The sequence below is a fragment of the [Zimmermannella] faecalis ATCC 13722 genome, from assembly GCF_000381765.1.
GTDB classification, from domain to species: domain Bacteria; phylum Actinomycetota; class Actinomycetes; order Actinomycetales; family Microbacteriaceae; genus Gulosibacter; species Gulosibacter faecalis.
Genome location: NZ_KB907082.1, coordinates 77527 through 91197 on the forward strand (window position 1 = coordinate 77527; position 13671 = coordinate 91197).

The 13671-nt window shown below is 66.5% G+C and carries 20 protein-coding genes; 12 read left to right on the forward strand and 8 right to left on the reverse strand.

The features are described 5' to 3' along the window. The first annotated feature begins 84 nt into the window (after window positions 1-84). Genes G328_RS0111055 through arfB form a run of 4 tightly spaced genes read left to right on the forward strand, consistent with a single transcriptional unit; the run spans window position 85 to window position 3247 of the window. Window positions 85-1626: an MFS transporter gene (locus G328_RS0111055; RefSeq protein ID WP_019619420.1), complete on the forward strand. Its 1542-nt coding sequence runs from the start codon at window positions 85-87 to the stop codon at window positions 1624-1626. Further along, entirely contained in the window at window positions 1623-2207 is a 585-nt protein-coding gene (locus tag G328_RS0111060) for a TetR/AcrR family transcriptional regulator (RefSeq protein WP_019619421.1), read from the forward strand. The genes G328_RS0111055 and G328_RS0111060 overlap by 4 nt, the downstream gene beginning before the upstream one ends. After that, window positions 2204-2779 carry a 1-acyl-sn-glycerol-3-phosphate acyltransferase gene (locus G328_RS0111065; protein ID WP_026339832.1) on the forward strand — a complete coding sequence of 192 codons (576 nt, stop codon included), beginning with the start codon at window positions 2204-2206 and terminating at the stop codon, window positions 2777-2779. Before G328_RS0111060 ends, G328_RS0111065 begins: the two co-directional genes overlap by 4 nt. A 27-nt stretch (window positions 2780-2806) precedes the next feature. Next, entirely contained in the window at window positions 2807-3247 is a 441-nt protein-coding gene (gene arfB / locus G328_RS0111070) for an alternative ribosome rescue aminoacyl-tRNA hydrolase ArfB (RefSeq protein ID WP_026339833.1), read from the forward strand. A 14-nt stretch (window positions 3248-3261) separates the two neighbouring features. Here the strand turns inward: arfB and G328_RS0111075 are convergent, their stop codons facing one another. Together G328_RS0111075 and G328_RS0111080 are read right to left on the reverse strand one after the other, a co-directional pair. Next, window positions 3262-4053, reverse strand: coding sequence for an SDR family NAD(P)-dependent oxidoreductase (locus tag G328_RS0111075; protein WP_051082904.1), 792 nt, complete (start codon window positions 4051-4053; stop codon window positions 3262-3264). Window positions 4054-4147: 94 nt separating this feature from the next. Next, window positions 4148-4351 carry a cold-shock protein gene (locus G328_RS0111080; protein ID WP_019619425.1) on the reverse strand — a complete coding sequence of 68 codons (204 nt, stop codon included), beginning with the start codon at window positions 4349-4351 and terminating at the stop codon, window positions 4148-4150. Between the two features lie 135 nt (window positions 4352-4486). Here G328_RS0111080 and G328_RS0111085 point away from each other — a divergent pair, with 135 nt between their 5' ends. The 4 genes from G328_RS0111085 to G328_RS0111100 all read left to right on the forward strand — a co-directional run bounded on the left by G328_RS0111085 (window position 4487) and on the right by G328_RS0111100 (window position 6699). Next, window positions 4487-5428, forward strand: a complete 942-nt coding sequence (locus tag G328_RS0111085) for a DMT family transporter (protein ID WP_019619426.1) — start codon at window positions 4487-4489, stop codon at window positions 5426-5428. A 12-nt stretch (window positions 5429-5440) separates the two neighbouring features. Further along, window positions 5441-5944 (forward strand): hypothetical protein, encoded by a 504-nt coding sequence (locus G328_RS0111090; protein WP_187325758.1) that lies wholly within the window; start codon window positions 5441-5443, stop codon window positions 5942-5944. Between the two features lie 2 nt (window positions 5945-5946). Further along, a complete protein-coding gene (locus G328_RS0111095) occupies window positions 5947-6153 on the forward strand; it encodes a helix-turn-helix transcriptional regulator (protein WP_019619428.1) in 207 nt (68 codons plus the stop codon). 81 nt (window positions 6154-6234) lie between these two features. Continuing rightward, window positions 6235-6699 carry a hypothetical protein gene (locus G328_RS0111100; RefSeq protein WP_019619429.1) on the forward strand — a complete coding sequence of 155 codons (465 nt, stop codon included), beginning with the start codon at window positions 6235-6237 and terminating at the stop codon, window positions 6697-6699. 63 nt (window positions 6700-6762) lie between these two features. Here G328_RS0111100 and G328_RS0111105 read toward each other — a convergent pair whose 3' ends face one another. Further along, window positions 6763-7578, reverse strand: a complete 816-nt coding sequence (locus tag G328_RS0111105) for a suppressor of fused domain protein (RefSeq protein WP_019619430.1) — start codon at window positions 7576-7578, stop codon at window positions 6763-6765. Between the two features lie 155 nt (window positions 7579-7733). Here G328_RS0111105 and G328_RS0111110 point away from each other — a divergent pair, with 155 nt between their 5' ends. From G328_RS0111110 to G328_RS0111120, 3 genes are read left to right on the forward strand one after another with little or no spacing between them, the layout of a single operon-like run. Then, entirely contained in the window at window positions 7734-9254 is a 1521-nt protein-coding gene (locus G328_RS0111110; protein ID WP_019619431.1) for a SulP family inorganic anion transporter, read from the forward strand. A 45-nt stretch (window positions 9255-9299) separates the two neighbouring features. After that, window positions 9300-10055 (forward strand): amidohydrolase family protein, encoded by a 756-nt coding sequence (locus G328_RS0111115; protein WP_019619432.1) that lies wholly within the window; start codon window positions 9300-9302, stop codon window positions 10053-10055. 37 nt (window positions 10056-10092) lie between these two features. After that, on the forward strand, window positions 10093-10812 hold the full coding sequence (locus G328_RS0111120; protein WP_019619433.1) for a class I SAM-dependent methyltransferase: 720 nt from the start codon (window positions 10093-10095) through the stop codon (window positions 10810-10812). 33 nt (window positions 10813-10845) lie between these two features. Here the strand turns inward: G328_RS0111120 and G328_RS0111125 are convergent, their stop codons facing one another. The 4 genes from G328_RS0111125 to G328_RS0111140 form a co-directional block, all read right to left on the reverse strand. Next, on the reverse strand, window positions 10846-11268 hold the full coding sequence (locus G328_RS0111125) for a type II toxin-antitoxin system VapC family toxin (protein ID WP_026339836.1): 423 nt from the start codon (window positions 11266-11268) through the stop codon (window positions 10846-10848). Further along, complete coding sequence (locus tag G328_RS0111130; protein ID WP_019619435.1) at window positions 11265-11507, reverse strand: type II toxin-antitoxin system Phd/YefM family antitoxin; 243 nt, start codon at window positions 11505-11507, stop codon at window positions 11265-11267. The genes G328_RS0111125 and G328_RS0111130 overlap by 4 nt, the downstream gene beginning before the upstream one ends. A gap of 90 nt (window positions 11508-11597) precedes the next feature. Then, entirely contained in the window at window positions 11598-11876 is a 279-nt protein-coding gene (locus G328_RS0111135; protein ID WP_040905605.1) for a putative quinol monooxygenase, read from the reverse strand. Window positions 11877-12052: 176 nt separating this feature from the next. Continuing rightward, entirely contained in the window at window positions 12053-12496 is a 444-nt protein-coding gene (locus G328_RS0111140; protein ID WP_019619437.1) for a hypothetical protein, read from the reverse strand. A 144-nt stretch (window positions 12497-12640) separates the two neighbouring features. Here G328_RS0111140 and G328_RS0111145 point away from each other — a divergent pair, with 144 nt between their 5' ends. Beyond that, the gene (locus G328_RS0111145; protein WP_040905661.1) at window positions 12641-13156 is read left to right on the forward strand and encodes a tetratricopeptide repeat protein; all 516 of its coding nucleotides are present in this window, start codon (window positions 12641-12643) and stop codon (window positions 13154-13156) included. On the opposite strand, the gene G328_RS16225 is transcribed toward G328_RS0111145, so the two are convergent. Continuing rightward, entirely contained in the window at window positions 13102-13653 is a 552-nt protein-coding gene (locus tag G328_RS16225; protein WP_083919635.1) for an acetyltransferase, read from the reverse strand. The two genes, G328_RS0111145 and G328_RS16225, sit on opposite strands and share 55 nt — an antisense overlap. Between the last annotated feature and the right edge of the window lie 18 nt (window positions 13654-13671).

A 13671-nucleotide genomic window follows, 5' to 3' on the forward strand; every position in this document is an offset into this window, starting at 1 on the left:
ATCCTCGACTTTACTCACGCGCACCCCGCATGAAGCGACCACCCACACTTCCCTACCGACCATATGGTCTGTAGAATCAACCACATGTTCGAGCTTCGTCCTCCCTCGCCCCGTGCTGGCGCCCGTGAATGGGCCTCGCTTGCCGTGCTCGTGCTCGCGGTGACCCTGCTCGCGGTCGACGCGACGGTGCTCTCGCTCGCGATTCCGTCGCTGAGCGAGTCGCTCGCCCCGAGCGCAAACCAGATCCTCTGGATCGGCGACATCTACTCGTTTGCGATCGCCGGACTGCTCATCACGATGGGCAACGTCGCCGACCGCGTCGGACGCAAGAAACTCCTGCTCACCGGCTCCATCGCCTTCGGCATCTCGTCGGCAATCGCGGCTTTCGCGCCGACCGCCGAGGTGCTCATCGCCGCCCGAGCGCTCCTCGGCATCAGCGGCGCGACCCTCATGCCCTCGACGCTGTCGATCATCCGCCACATGTTCCGCGTGCCCGCGCAGCGCACCCGCGCCATCGCGATCTGGTCGGCAGGCGCGGCCGGCGGCGCCGCGCTCGGCCCGCTCGTCGGCGGTGTGCTGCTCGAGCACTTCTGGTGGGGCTCGGTGTTCCTCATCAATATCCCCGTCATCGTCGTGCTCGTCGTGGCCGGGTTGCTCCTCCTCCCCGAATCACGCAACCCGAACGCGCAATCGATCGACTGGTTCTCGTCGGCGCTCTCGATCGCCGCGATCGTTCCGCTCATCTACGCAGTGAAGAGCGCGTTCTCGGGCGACTTCGGCGTCGTCATGCACGCTGCCGCCGCCCTCGGTATCGTCGCCGGCTGGTGGTTCGTCCGCCGCCAGCGTCGGCTCACGACGCCACTGTTCGACCTCGAGCTGTTCGCGCTTCCCGCGTTCCGCGGTGCTGTGATCTCGAACGGCATGGCGATCTTCGCGCTGAGCGGCCTGCTCTTCTTCTTCTCGCAGTACCTTCAGCTCGTGCGCGGACTCAGCCCCCTCCAGGCTGGCCTGACCGAGCTCCCCGCAACCCTCGCATCGATGGTGGTCGTGCTGCTCATCGGCGCTGTCGTCGGTCGCCTCGGCATGGGCGGCACGATCGGCATCGGCCTCATCGTCGCGGGCATCGGACTCGCCGGGCTTGCGCTCGCCGAGAGCCTCCCGGGCTACGTCGCGATCATCGCCACGCTGCTCGTCGTGGGGTTCGGTATTGGCCTCGCGATCACGGTGTCGACGGATGCGGTGGTCGGGTCGGTGCCCAGGGCGCGGGCCGGCGCGGCGTCGGGCATCTCCGAGACCGCGTACGAGCTCGGCACGGCACTCGGCATCGCGATCCTCGGTTCGATCATGACCGCGCTGTACCGGGTCTTCCTTCCCGGCCTCGAGTCACTGCCGGAGGCGGCACAGGTCGATGCGCGGGAGTCGCTCGCCGCCGGCCTTGAGACCGTCGCCGAGCCGTATCCCGCCGTCGCCGAGGGGCTGCGACTCGCTTTCACCCACGGCATGCAGGTCACCGCACTGATTGCGGCCGGTATTCTCGTCGTCACGGGCATCTTCGCCTGGCGCACGATTCCGCGCCGGTTCGAGGTGAGTGAAGATACCGGCATGCTTGAGGTGATCGAACAGTGACCAGCGGCGACAATTCGCGCAACGCCGAGCGCACTCGGCTCGAGATTCTCGCGGCCGCGCGCGACGTGCTCGCCGAGCGGGGGACGGCGACCTCGCTGCAGCACGTCGCGACCGCGGCCGGCATCTCCAAGGGTGGACTGCTGCACCACTTCGCGAGCAAAGACGACCTCCTGTTCGCCGTCGTCGAGACCTACTTCGAGAGCATCCAGCGCGGCGTGCGCGACCGCATCGATCTCTCAGAGAACCGGCCCGGCAAGGCGCTGCGAGCGTACGTGCGTGCGCTCTGTGAGGTCGACTCCCCCATTCGTCAGGAGTTCGCGCGGTTCGCCGACTTCTGGTCGTATCTCTGCAGCATCCCCGGCGTGCAGGAGCTCTCCGACGCCGACACGGCCCACTGGCACGAATTTCTCGCGGGCGACGGCCTCGACCCCGACCGCATCCTGCTCGTGCGATATGCCGCCGAAGGGCTCGCGACGGCGAGCAGTTACGACAACGCCGTGCTGCACGACGGCCTCGATCGCGCCCGCCCCATGCTGCTTGCCTTGTGTGAGCCAGCCCCGGCCCGTACGGTAGCGGAATGATCCGTCGACTCCTTGCCCGCCTCTTTTGGGCGTGCAGCCGCTGGAAGCTCGTCTCCGAACCCGCACCGACACGGCCCACCGTGCTTCTCGGCGCCCCGCACACGTCGAACTGGGACTTCGTGATCATGCTCGCGATCGCGTGGCGGCTCGGCATCGACGTGCGATGGATGGGCAAGATCAGCCTGTTCAAGGGCTGGCGCGGGCCGATCATGCGGCGCCTCGGCGGTATCGGCGTCGATCGAGCGAACCCGGGCCGAGTCGTCGGCGAGGTCGTCGAGCGGGTGCACTCGGGCGAGGTATTCGGACTCGTGATCACGCCCGACGGCACGCGCAGCGGTCACACCCACTGGAAGTCCGGGTTTTACCGCATTGCCCGCGAGACCGGGATGCCCGTCACGCTTGGCTACGTCGACCGCACGACGATGTCGGCGGGACTTGGCCCCACGATGCAGCTCACGGGGAGCGTCGCCGACGACATGGACCGCATCCGCGAGTTCTATGCCGACAAGGCGGGCGTGAAGCCCGAGCACCGGGTCGAGCCACGCCTGCGCGAGGAGTCGCGCGGCGAGTAGTCCGCGGAATGCGGCACACTGGTGGCCGTGGACGACCTGCGAATACCAGCCGGCCCGGGAGCACCCGGCGGCATTCGCGTGCCCGCAGCCGAACTTGCCGAACAGTTTTCCCACGCGTCGGGGCCCGGCGGGCAGGGCGTGAACACGAGCGACTCGCGCGTGCAGCTCAGCCTCGACCTCGGAGTGACAAGTGCACTGACCGAATCGCAGCGCACCCGGGTGCTTGCGGCGCTCGCACCCCGACTGACCGGAACCACCCTGACGGTGACCGCCGCCGAGTTCCGCTCACAGCGCCGCAATCGCGCCGCCGCGCGCGAACGGCTCGGCGAGCTCATCCGGCAGGCCGTCGCCCCGCCCGTACTACGCCGCGCCACGAAGCCAACGAAGGGCTCGCAGCGGCGCCGCGCCGACGCGAAGCAGCGGCGGTCTGAGCTCAAGCGGCAGCGACGGCGGCCGAGCGACGACTAACGGCCGACGCCCGCCTACGCCTCGCCGTCGGCGAAGACGCGGTGCACCTTGTGCGGCGCTGCCTGGGCGACGGGCTTCAGCACCATGAGGTCGATGTTCACGTGCGTCGGGCGGGTGAGCGCCCAGCCGATTGCGTCGGCGATGTCATAGGCCGTGAGCGGTTCGTCGACGCCCGCGTACACGGCGTCGGCCTGCTCCTGGTCGCCGCCGAGGCGCCGCAGCGAGAACTCCTCGGTCTGCACCATGCCGGGCGCGATCTCAATCACCCGCACCGGCTCGCCGTTGAGTTCGAGCCGCAGCGCCTCGCCAACGACCCGCTCGCCCGCCTTCGCGGCGCAGTAGCCGGCACCGCCCTCGTAGGTCGTGTGTGCCGCGATCGAAGTGAGCAGCACGACGTCGGCGCGGCCCGTCGCGAGCATGTTCGGCAGCAGCGCCTTCGTGACTCGCACGGTGCCGAGCACGTTCGTCTCGTACATCCAGCGGTAGTTGTCGAGGTCGGCCTCGGCGACGCGGTCGACGCCGCGCGCGCCACCCGCGTTATTCACGAGGGCGTGGATGGGGCCGGCCGCCTCGACGATCCGCGCCACGTCGTCATCGCTCGTGATGTCGGCGACGACATAGTCGCAACCGGTTGCGGCGGCCAGCTCGGCGAGTCGATCTTCACGGCGCGCGACCGCGAGCACCGACCATCCGGCCTCCATCAACCAGCCCACGGTCGCGGCGCCGATGCCGGTGCTCGCGCCGGTCACGACGGCCCGCAGGCGCGATTCGGTAGCTGATTGCTGGGTGCTGCTGGGGTTTGTCATATTTCCAGTCTCTCGCGCGACCGCGGTGCGGGAAAGCACTGCGCGGGTGTGTCCTCGTGAGGAGGACACACCCGCGCAGTGGTGTTAATGAGGACTAGAGGGCACGAATGTTCGTTGCCTGCAGGCCCTTCTGGCCGGGTTCGGTGTCGAACTCCACCTGCTGATTTTCCTGGAGGTCACGGCGACCAGTACCAACGATCGCGCTGAAGTGCGCAAACACGTCGGCCGAGCCGTCGTCGGGGGCGATGAAGCCGTATCCCTTTTCGGAGTTGAACCATTTGACGATGCCAGTGGCCATTACGTCATTCCTTTTTCTTGCTGTTGAATGACAAGCTGTCATTCAGTTGACCGCAGCGTAATTGCCGCTACGGAGCGATTCGGGACGATCGCCGTCCCTCCGATCAACCCTACCCGACGATGGAGGGCTCGCAGTATGGAAACGGTGAGGCGCGCCTCCCCCGCCGGCACGCTCGCGGTGCTGCTGACCGCCGTGCTCTGGGGCACGACCGGCACGGCCGCGACGTTCGCGCCCGAGGTCGGGCCGCTCGCCATGGGCGCCGCCGCCCTCGGCATCGGCGGCCTGCTGCAGGCGGCGATCGCGCTCCCCGCGCTCCGCAGCGCACGTGGGCAACTTGCTCAGCACCGTGGTGCCGTGCTCGCGGGCGCCATTGCCGTGTTTGCGTATCCACTCGCGTTCTACAGCTCGATGCACCTCGCGGGCGTCGCGATCGGCACCGTCGTGTCGCTCGGTTCGGCGCCCCTCGCGTCAGGCGTGCTCGAGCGGCTCGTGGATGGGCGCAGGCTCAGCGCGTGGTGGTCGCTCGCGGCGGCGCTCGGCATCGCCGGAAGCGCGCTCCTATGCGTCGCGGAGCTCCACTCGGCACCGACCGAGACGCTCCCCACGATTGGCGGCGTTGCGCTCGGGCTCGTCGCGGGCGTGACCTACGCGCTCTACTCGTGGTCGGTACATCGACTCATTGGCCGCGGCATCAGCCGTGCCGCGGCGATGGGTGCGGTGTTCGGGATCGGCGGCGCCGCGCTCATGCCGGTGCTCGCCATCACGGGGGCACCGTTTCTCGCGACGCCGAACAACCTCACGGTCGGGGCATATATGGCGCTCGTGCCGATGTTTCTCGGCTACCTACTGTTCGGCTACGGCCTGTCGCGCGTACCGGCGAGCACCGCGACGACCCTCACGCTCGCCGAGCCAGCGGTCGCGGCGGTGCTCGCCGTCACGATCGTCGGCGAACGACTCTCGCCGCTCGGCTGGGTTGGGATTGCCGCCATCGCCGTCGCGCTCATCGTGCTCACGCTCGCGCCGACGACCCGACGGCCCGACCCATCGAAGCTTGCGAAGTCGCCAATCTCTATGTAAAGCTTCATTTACATGTCAAGCACGCTTTACCCGGAGGTGGAGATGACTTCGCACGCCAACCCGAACGGCCGCACCCGCTGGCGACGCACCAAGTTTGCCAGAGGCCGCTTTACCGCCATGGGCGTCGCGATCCCGGCCGGGCTCGTGCTCGCCGCCGCATTCGGGAGCGTCACGCTCCTCACCGGGGTCGCGAGTGGCGACCGCGCGGCACTCTTCGCCGTCATCATGGCCGCGGCCACCGCATCCGGCTTCGTCGCGCTGATCTGGGCGCTCGTCGTCGACCGCACGACCCTGCGGGGCGCGCTCGACAAGCCCGAGGAGTCGATCGAATCGACGTGGCTCGACGCGGCACAGGCGGGCGCCCTGCGCGACACGGTGCTGCTGACCGGCCTCACGCTGATGGTGCTCGCGGTCACGCGCGTCCAGCTCGACACGGTATGGACGCTCGTGGGCGTGATTCTGCTCGCGGGCTTCAGCGTTGTCGTGCGGTATCTCGTCGCGAAGCGGCGGGGCTAGGCATGGAGAATACGCTGCGGGAGCATCGACAGACCCGCGAATGGTCGCAGCAGCGTCTCGCCGATGAGCTGGGGGTGTCGCGGCAGACGATCATTTCGCTCGAACGCGGGCGCTTTGACCCGTCGCTCCCGCTCGCGTTTCGCCTCGCCGAGGTGTTTGACTGCCGCATCGAAGACCTCTTCACACCCGACCGCGAGTCGCCGCTGTAGTCCCGCGGCGGCACACTGCGGCGGGCGGGTGCGACTGCAGGCGGATGCTCGCAGCGGCCCCGCTGTGATGGGATCGTCGGCATGATTATTTGGCGTGGCTGGGGTGTGCTCGCGGCCGTTTATGTCGGCTTGGCGATGATTCTGTTTCTCGGAGTTGGCAGCACTTTCCTCGACGATTCCGCACTTCCCTTCTCGGCCGCGATCGGCCTGATCATTGCGGGGGCCGCAACCTGGTTCACCGGCCAGGCGCTCAACGTGACCGGCCCGCTGCGCAAGGTCGAGGAGTGGCGCGTGCACCGGGAGCTGCAGCTCGCGGAGCTCGTCGAGTCAGGCCAGTTCTCGCTCGGCCCCGGCCAGCCACAGCCGCGCTCCTACGAAGAGGCGCAGCAGATGAGCGAGGCGCTCCTGCAAGAGGAGGTCAAGGTCGCGCAGCGAGTGAAGAACGTCCACACGCTGTTCTTCATCCCCATGCAGTTCTGGGCCTTTATCTTCGCCGGCATCGCCGTGTTTGCCATCGTCTCGTGCATCATCGGCATCGCGTCGTAGCCCGATGAACCTCTAAATAGGCGTGCGGGGAGTCGATATTTCGATTCCCCGCACGCCTTTTACTCAGTCGGCCTCGATCTTGTAGACGCCGGAGTCGTCGTCGAACCGCGCGGTCTCGCCAACGCGCGCCAGGCCGAGGAACCCCTCGATGAAAGGGAACCGCTCGACGAACTTACTCAAGGGCCAGATCTCGTGGTTCGAGCTGTCGTCCATGTACGCCTCCGATTCGTAGCCGGTGACCGACTGCAAAGATCGGCCGGCGTAGGTCACCCACCGTGGCGGATGCTCAGCGTGCATCTTCGACAGGATGACCGGGGTGTTGTCCGGGACGCCGCTCGGCGCGACGTCGTCGTCGCGCTCCACGTCGAGGAGCGCCTCGACTGAGCCGACCTGCGCGCGCAGCGCGTCGAATCCCTCCGTCGCGACAACGCCGGCTTCGGCATCGGTAAGCAGCCGAAGCGTCCGCACGTGGCCGACCACCGTGCCATCTTCGGCACGAACCTCGTCAAACGACGCACCCCACCGCGACCCGGTCGCGACAATCGCCGAAATCGCGGTACCGGTGAGGAACGGCTCTGAGTTGCGCCACGGCGCACCAACTGGAGGCACGCGCCGATTCTGCGCGATGTCATCACAGACGATCCGCAGCGCGATGAACCCCGCACCCTGCTGGCCGTCGAGCACCTCGACGGCGAGTTCGACCGCCTCGCCGGAGTGGGTCGGCAGGTTCGAGACGCCGGCAGTCATGAGGGTGATCGGCCCGCCCTCAGGACGCTTCTCGATAACGGTGACCGCTCCCCCGATTTTCTTCTCGAAGATGTGGGGCGGCACTCCGAGGGCGTGGAAGACATGGTCGGGGAATGCGTCGTTTCCGCTCATACCGGCAGCCTTCCAGACTGCCCTGACCGCGACATTGGAGTACTCGACATGGTCGCGACTTCGCCGCAAATGTCCGGACAAAAACGACGACTCCACTAGGCTCAAATTTTGGCTTGCGCCGCGTTCTGAATTCGCGACCTCGGGAGACCCGCTTCATGTCCACTGCGACCACCGCCGACAACCGGCGCCGCTACCGCGCGCACCCCTCAGTACTGACGGCGCTGCGGACCCCGCGCATCCTCACCCGCGAGGTGCTGGGCGGACTCGTGGTGGCGTTGGCACTCATTCCCGAGGCGATCAGCTTCTCGATCATTGCGGGCGTGGACCCCAAGGTTGGGCTGTTCTCGTCGTTCATCATGGCGGTCACGATCGCGTTCGTGGGTGGACGGCCCGCCATGATTTCGGCCGCCACCGGCGCCGTCGCCCTCGTCATCGCTCCCGTCATGCGCGACTACGGGATGGACTACCTCATCGCGACCGTGCTGCTCGCGGGCCTGCTCCAGATTGTGCTGGCCGTGTGCGGCGTGGCGAAGTTGATGCGGTTCATTCCCCGCAGCGTCATGGTCGGCTTCGTCAATGCGCTCGCGATCCTCATCTTCATGGCGCAAGTTCCCGAGCTCATCGGCGTTCCGTGGTTGGTGTATCCCCTCGTCGCTGTCGGGCTGATCATCATGATTTTCTTGCCGAAGCTCACGAAGGCCATCCCCGCCCCGCTCGTATCGATCGTGCTCATCACCGCCATCGTGGTTATCTTCGCAATCAACGTGCCGACAGTCGGCGACAAGGGTGAACTCCCCCGAAGCCTTCCCGAGCTGTTCATCCCGAACGTGCCGATCGCCTGGGAGACCCTCGGCGTCATCGCCCCGTACGCACTCGCGATGGCGATCGTGGGGCTCATGGAGTCGCTCATGACGGCGAAGCTCGTCGACGACATCACCGACACGCACTCGAATAAGACCCGCGAGTCGTGGGGGCAGGGCGTCGCAAACCTCGCGTCGGGCATCTTCGGCGGCATGGGCGGATGCGCGATGATCGGGCAGACCATGATCAACGTGAAGGCGTCGGGGTCGCGCACGCGAATCTCGACGTTTCTCGCGGGCGTTCTCCTGCTCATCCTCATCGTGGTGCTTGGCGACGCGGTCGCGATCATCCCGATGGCGGCGCTCGTCGCGGTCATGGTCATGGTGTCGGTCGGCACCTTTGATTGGCACTCGATTGCTCCGGCCACGCTCCGTCGCCTGCCGAAGAGCGAGACCGCGGTCATGCTCATCACCGTCGCGGTGGTCGTCGCCACGCACAACCTCGCGATTGGCGTCGTTACCGGCGTGTTCGTCGCGTCGGTCATGTTTGTGCGCCGCGTCGCACACCTCATCACCGTGTACCGCAGCATCATCGAACGCGACGGCGTGCAGGTCGCGCACTACACCGTCGAAGGTCAGCTGCTCTTCGCCTCAAGCAACGACCTCACCACCATGTTCGAGTATGCCGACGACCCCGACCGCATCGTGATCAACCTGACGAAGTCGCACATTTGGGACGCGTCGACCGTCGCCGCTCTCGATGCGATCGAGACGAAGTATGCCCGGCGCGGCAAGGTCGTGGAGTTCACCGGCATGAACGAGTTCACGACGACGTTCCACGCCCGGCTCACCGGCGGTCTCGGCAGCGCCCACTAGGCTCGACGCAGAACCGCAGCGCCGCCACCTCGAAGGATTCCCCGCATGACGCAGCCCGTCTTCGACGCCCACCTGCACATCACCGACCCCGCGCATCCCCTCGTGGAAAACAACGGCTTCCTGCCCGAAGCGTTCACGGTCGATGCCTACCGCGAGCGCATTCAGGGCCTCGGCATCGCCGGCGGTGCCATCGTCTCAGGCTCGTTCCAGGCGTTCGACCAGGGCTATCTCATTGACGCGCTCAAGGCGCTCGGGCCCACGTATGTCGGCGTCACGCAGATCCCCAGCGACACGAGCGACGAGGCGATCCGCGACCTGCACGAGGCGGGCGTGCGCGCGGTGCGGTTCAACGTCGCGCGTGGCGGCTCGGCTGCGCTCGACGATCTCGAGTGGCTCGCCAGGCGCGTGCACGACCTCGTCGGCTGGCACGCGGAGCTGTACATCGACACGCGGACCATCGACGAGGATCTCTCCCGGCGAATCGCCGCCCTCCCGGCCGCGAGCATCGATCACCTCGGCATGCACGAGGATGGGCTCCCGAACCTGCTGCGCCTCGTCGAGCAGGGAGTGAAGGTCAAGGCCACGGGCTTCGGCCGCGTCGAGCTTGACCCAGCCGCGGTCATTGAGGCGATCATGCACGTTGATCCGACCGCGCTCATGGTCGGTACCGACCTCCCCTCGACGCGCGCCCGCCGCCCGTTCCAGAGCGATGACTTCGACCGCATCGCGCAGGCAGTCGCGCCGGAGCACGCATCGGCTGTGTTCTGGGACAACGCCGCCGCGTTCTATCTCGGGCAGTAGCCGTCGCACGCCCCTCGCCCATCGCTAGGGTGAAGCAATGGAGGCCGCCGAGTTCTATACCGGGATCGTCCCCGACGTCTACCGCGCGCTCAGGGCGAGCCACTTCAGTGCAGATCGCTACCGAGCCTTCATCGAGGAGCACGGTCAGCCTGCGCTCGAGTTGGGCTGCGGTGACGATGGCCCGTTCTTTGAGCTAGCGGTGGCCGGGTACGAACTCGTCGGTGTCGATTCCTCGACCGACATGGTCGACCGCGGGCTCGAGCGGCTGAGGCGAGACGGAGTCACCGCTCAGATCCATCACCAGCGGATGGAACGGCTCGAGTTGGGGATGACGTTCGGCAGCATCTATCTTGCTGGTCCAACGTTTAACCTCCTCCCCGATGACGAATCCGCCCTCGACGCCCTCCGCGCCATTGCGAGGCACCTTCGAGAAGACGGCGCGGCGCTTGTCCCGCTGTGGAGTCCCACTCCCACGCCACCGGAGCGCATTGGCGTCACGTCGGTGTCCGCATCAGCGACGGCACGGGCGAAGTACACGGTCATCGGCGAAACCTATGACCTGGCGCAGCGAACGCGGACGACACAGGTTCGATACGAGCTCGTCACCGACCATGAGTCACAGACCGCCGACCGCGAGTGGATCATCCACTGGTTTTCCGACGACGTGTTCCGCGGCCTGGCCGCCATCGCGGGCCTTCGCGTCGAGTTCACGAACCGGAGCGACGACCAAGTGGATGCGGTGCTTCGCCTGGCCTGAGACCTGCTGCCCCGTACATTCAAGCCGTCCCACTCACGACGCATTCCACGGATTGAGGATCGGCACACCGAGCGACTCGAAATCTTTGACGTTCCGCGTCACAACGGTGAGCCCATGGACCGCAGCAGTCGCGGCAATGAGGGCATCGCGTTCGGGCCGAGGGTCCGGCACATGAAGGTGGGCTGCTCGGCGAGCGACTGGCACGTCAACAGGCAAGATTCGACCGGCGAACGCGTCCAGCAGCTCCTCGTCGAGCCAAGCCTGCAGCCGATCGCCCTGAGCAGGATCGCGACGCGCAATTCGGACTATGCCGACTTCTACCTCGAGCACGGTGATCGCCGAAAGATAGAGATCCGTCGGCGCACGGTTCGCAACCCACTGGCGAACGCCAACATCGGCCCGCTTCGCCGATTTGCGCAACTCGCTGATGACGTTCGTGTCGAGCAAATGGCTCACAGGTCAGGCACCTGCAGCACGATGTCAGCCGGTTCGAACTCGATATCGAGATCATCTTCCATACTCAGCCGCTCGATCAACGACGCCCCTCGTTCCCCCATCCGCCGATAGTCGTCAATAGAAAGGAGCACGTAGGCCGGCTTTCCTCGATCGGTAATCACGACCGGCTGACGACTGGCTTCGCGCTTGGCGGCGCTTACGTCACGGTTGAACTCTCGCGCGCTCATCATCGTCATCATGACCCCCTGAATCTGGGTAGGTACGTACCTACTTTATCGATCGAAGACTCCGACGACAAGGACCAGGCCTGGCGCTGACCTCGCCGGGCCTTACCGCGACGTGATGCGGTAGTCACGACGGATCGCGGCGGTGGTGCGGCCCCAATCGCTGGCTTTCACGCGTTTTTGATGGACCTCGAACGCCTCACGGCTCGCGAATAGCTCTTCCACTTCCCAGACGAGCGGATCGCGTGTTGCCCGCACCTCGAACAGCACACAGCCCGGCTCGGCCTTCGTAAGCCGCACGTGGCCTGGTAAATGCTGCGCAACGATCGCCGCTTCGGCCTCGTTCACACACACGAGGCGACCAGAAAGCGTCACTCGACTCATCGTTCCCCACCTCAACGTCGCGATTGCGGGCCAGCGTACGTTGCGCCGCTCCGCCTCACCGTGCCCACCAACAATGATGATGATGCGGTGTCGCCAGTATCGTTGATCCGATGAGTGACGACAGCAGCGAGCTCCGCAGACGCTGAACCCGCGCAAGGAGTGTTGCGCGCTCGCGGTCAGCGGTCACGCGAGTCCGAGACCGTCACACGCGTCGCCGGCAACTCTCGCCAGGTCAGCCGAACCTCGCCGGGCGTCGCCCGGAGCGCGTCGACGAGGTCGCCGGCCGCACCCTCGACGGAGTCGAAGCCATCCTCTCCCGCCGAGGCCAGGATGATCTGCCACCCGTTCCCGTCGGCCGCGAGCGCGGACTCGACGGTGAACCCGCCCCGGTAGTGGGCTCGAGCCTCACCCGCTCCGTCCGAATCCGGGGACTGCATGAGTGGCGCCAGGAACGCCTCCACCGCGTTGTCAGCCGCGGCACCGGTAACGTGCGCCTCGACTTGAACGGAGGTGTCCACGTCGAATGGCCAGTCCTCGTACCACTCGCGGCTGGGTTGGAAGAATGGGATCTCGGTCGCCTCAAACATGTGCCGCTCCCCGTTCCTGTCGGTGATGATCATCGTCGATGCCGTGGGACGCACCGCACGGCGCGGGGTCGCGCCCTGCGGCGATGGTCGTCGGCATGTCCCTGCCTTCACGACACTATCCGCCCGATGGGCATCGTACTCATGGGTCGGAGTCCCCTGCGTGACAGAGTGGGCTCCATGAATGAAGCCATCAACGAGTGGGAAGCGTCGATCCAAGCGCTCTGGGACAGATTCGATTCCCTCGGACGCGATGATGGTGTCACCGCGATGCGGACACTGGTTGCTGCGTGCCCCGCCACCGACGGCCGTGCCGCGTTCGAGCTGGCTGGCATGTACGACTCGATGGGCTTCGAAGCTGAAGCCTGTGCAGAGTACGAGCGCGCGCTCGATCTTGGTCTCGACGATGCTCGACATGCGCGGCTCGCGGTGCAGTACGGGTCAACGCTGCGCAACCTTGGCCGATTCGACGAAGCCATTAGCGTCCTGAGCGCCGCACCGACACATGAGTCGACGGGTTCCGCGCCCCGTGTCGTATTGGCCCTCGCACTCCACAGTGCGGGCCGGAAGGACGAGGCCCTGCGGGTCGCGATCGAGGCGCAGATCGAGTCGTTGCCCCGATACCAGCGCTCCATGCGCAATTACGCCGCCGCCCTCACCGACCCGGCCAGGTCAGACGCCCCCACTAGACGGTGACCCGGTTCTCCCCCCACCTCTGATTCTGCGTCGGCGCCGCGCAGCGTCATGTGAAGGATCGGATACGGGCGACCCTGATCGTCCAACTCACTCCTGCCGATGACGCTGAAGCCACGGCGGCGATAGAACGCAACCGCATGCGGATTCTGCTCGTTGACATCCACAGTTCGCGCGCCGCATTCGGCCCCGACCCGCGCCAGCAGTGCGGTTCCAATTCCCTTACCTCGCTCGCGTGATTCCACGAACAGCATCTCCAGGTTCGCTCCAGAGACACCCGCGAACCCGACTACCGCTCCGCCGGACTCGGCAACGTGCAGGTCAACCTGCGGCAGATAGCCCGACGCCAAGTGCGATTCGATGTCATCGCGGTCGGCCTTTGCGAGGAAGTCGTGCGTTGCGTCGACCGCACTGCGCCAGATCTCCACAAGGCGCGGGTACTCCGCGGGACCAGTCACCCGGCGGACAGTTAGTTGAGTTTCAGCCTCCGAGGCTGCCATTGCTTTCCTTCCTGCGCG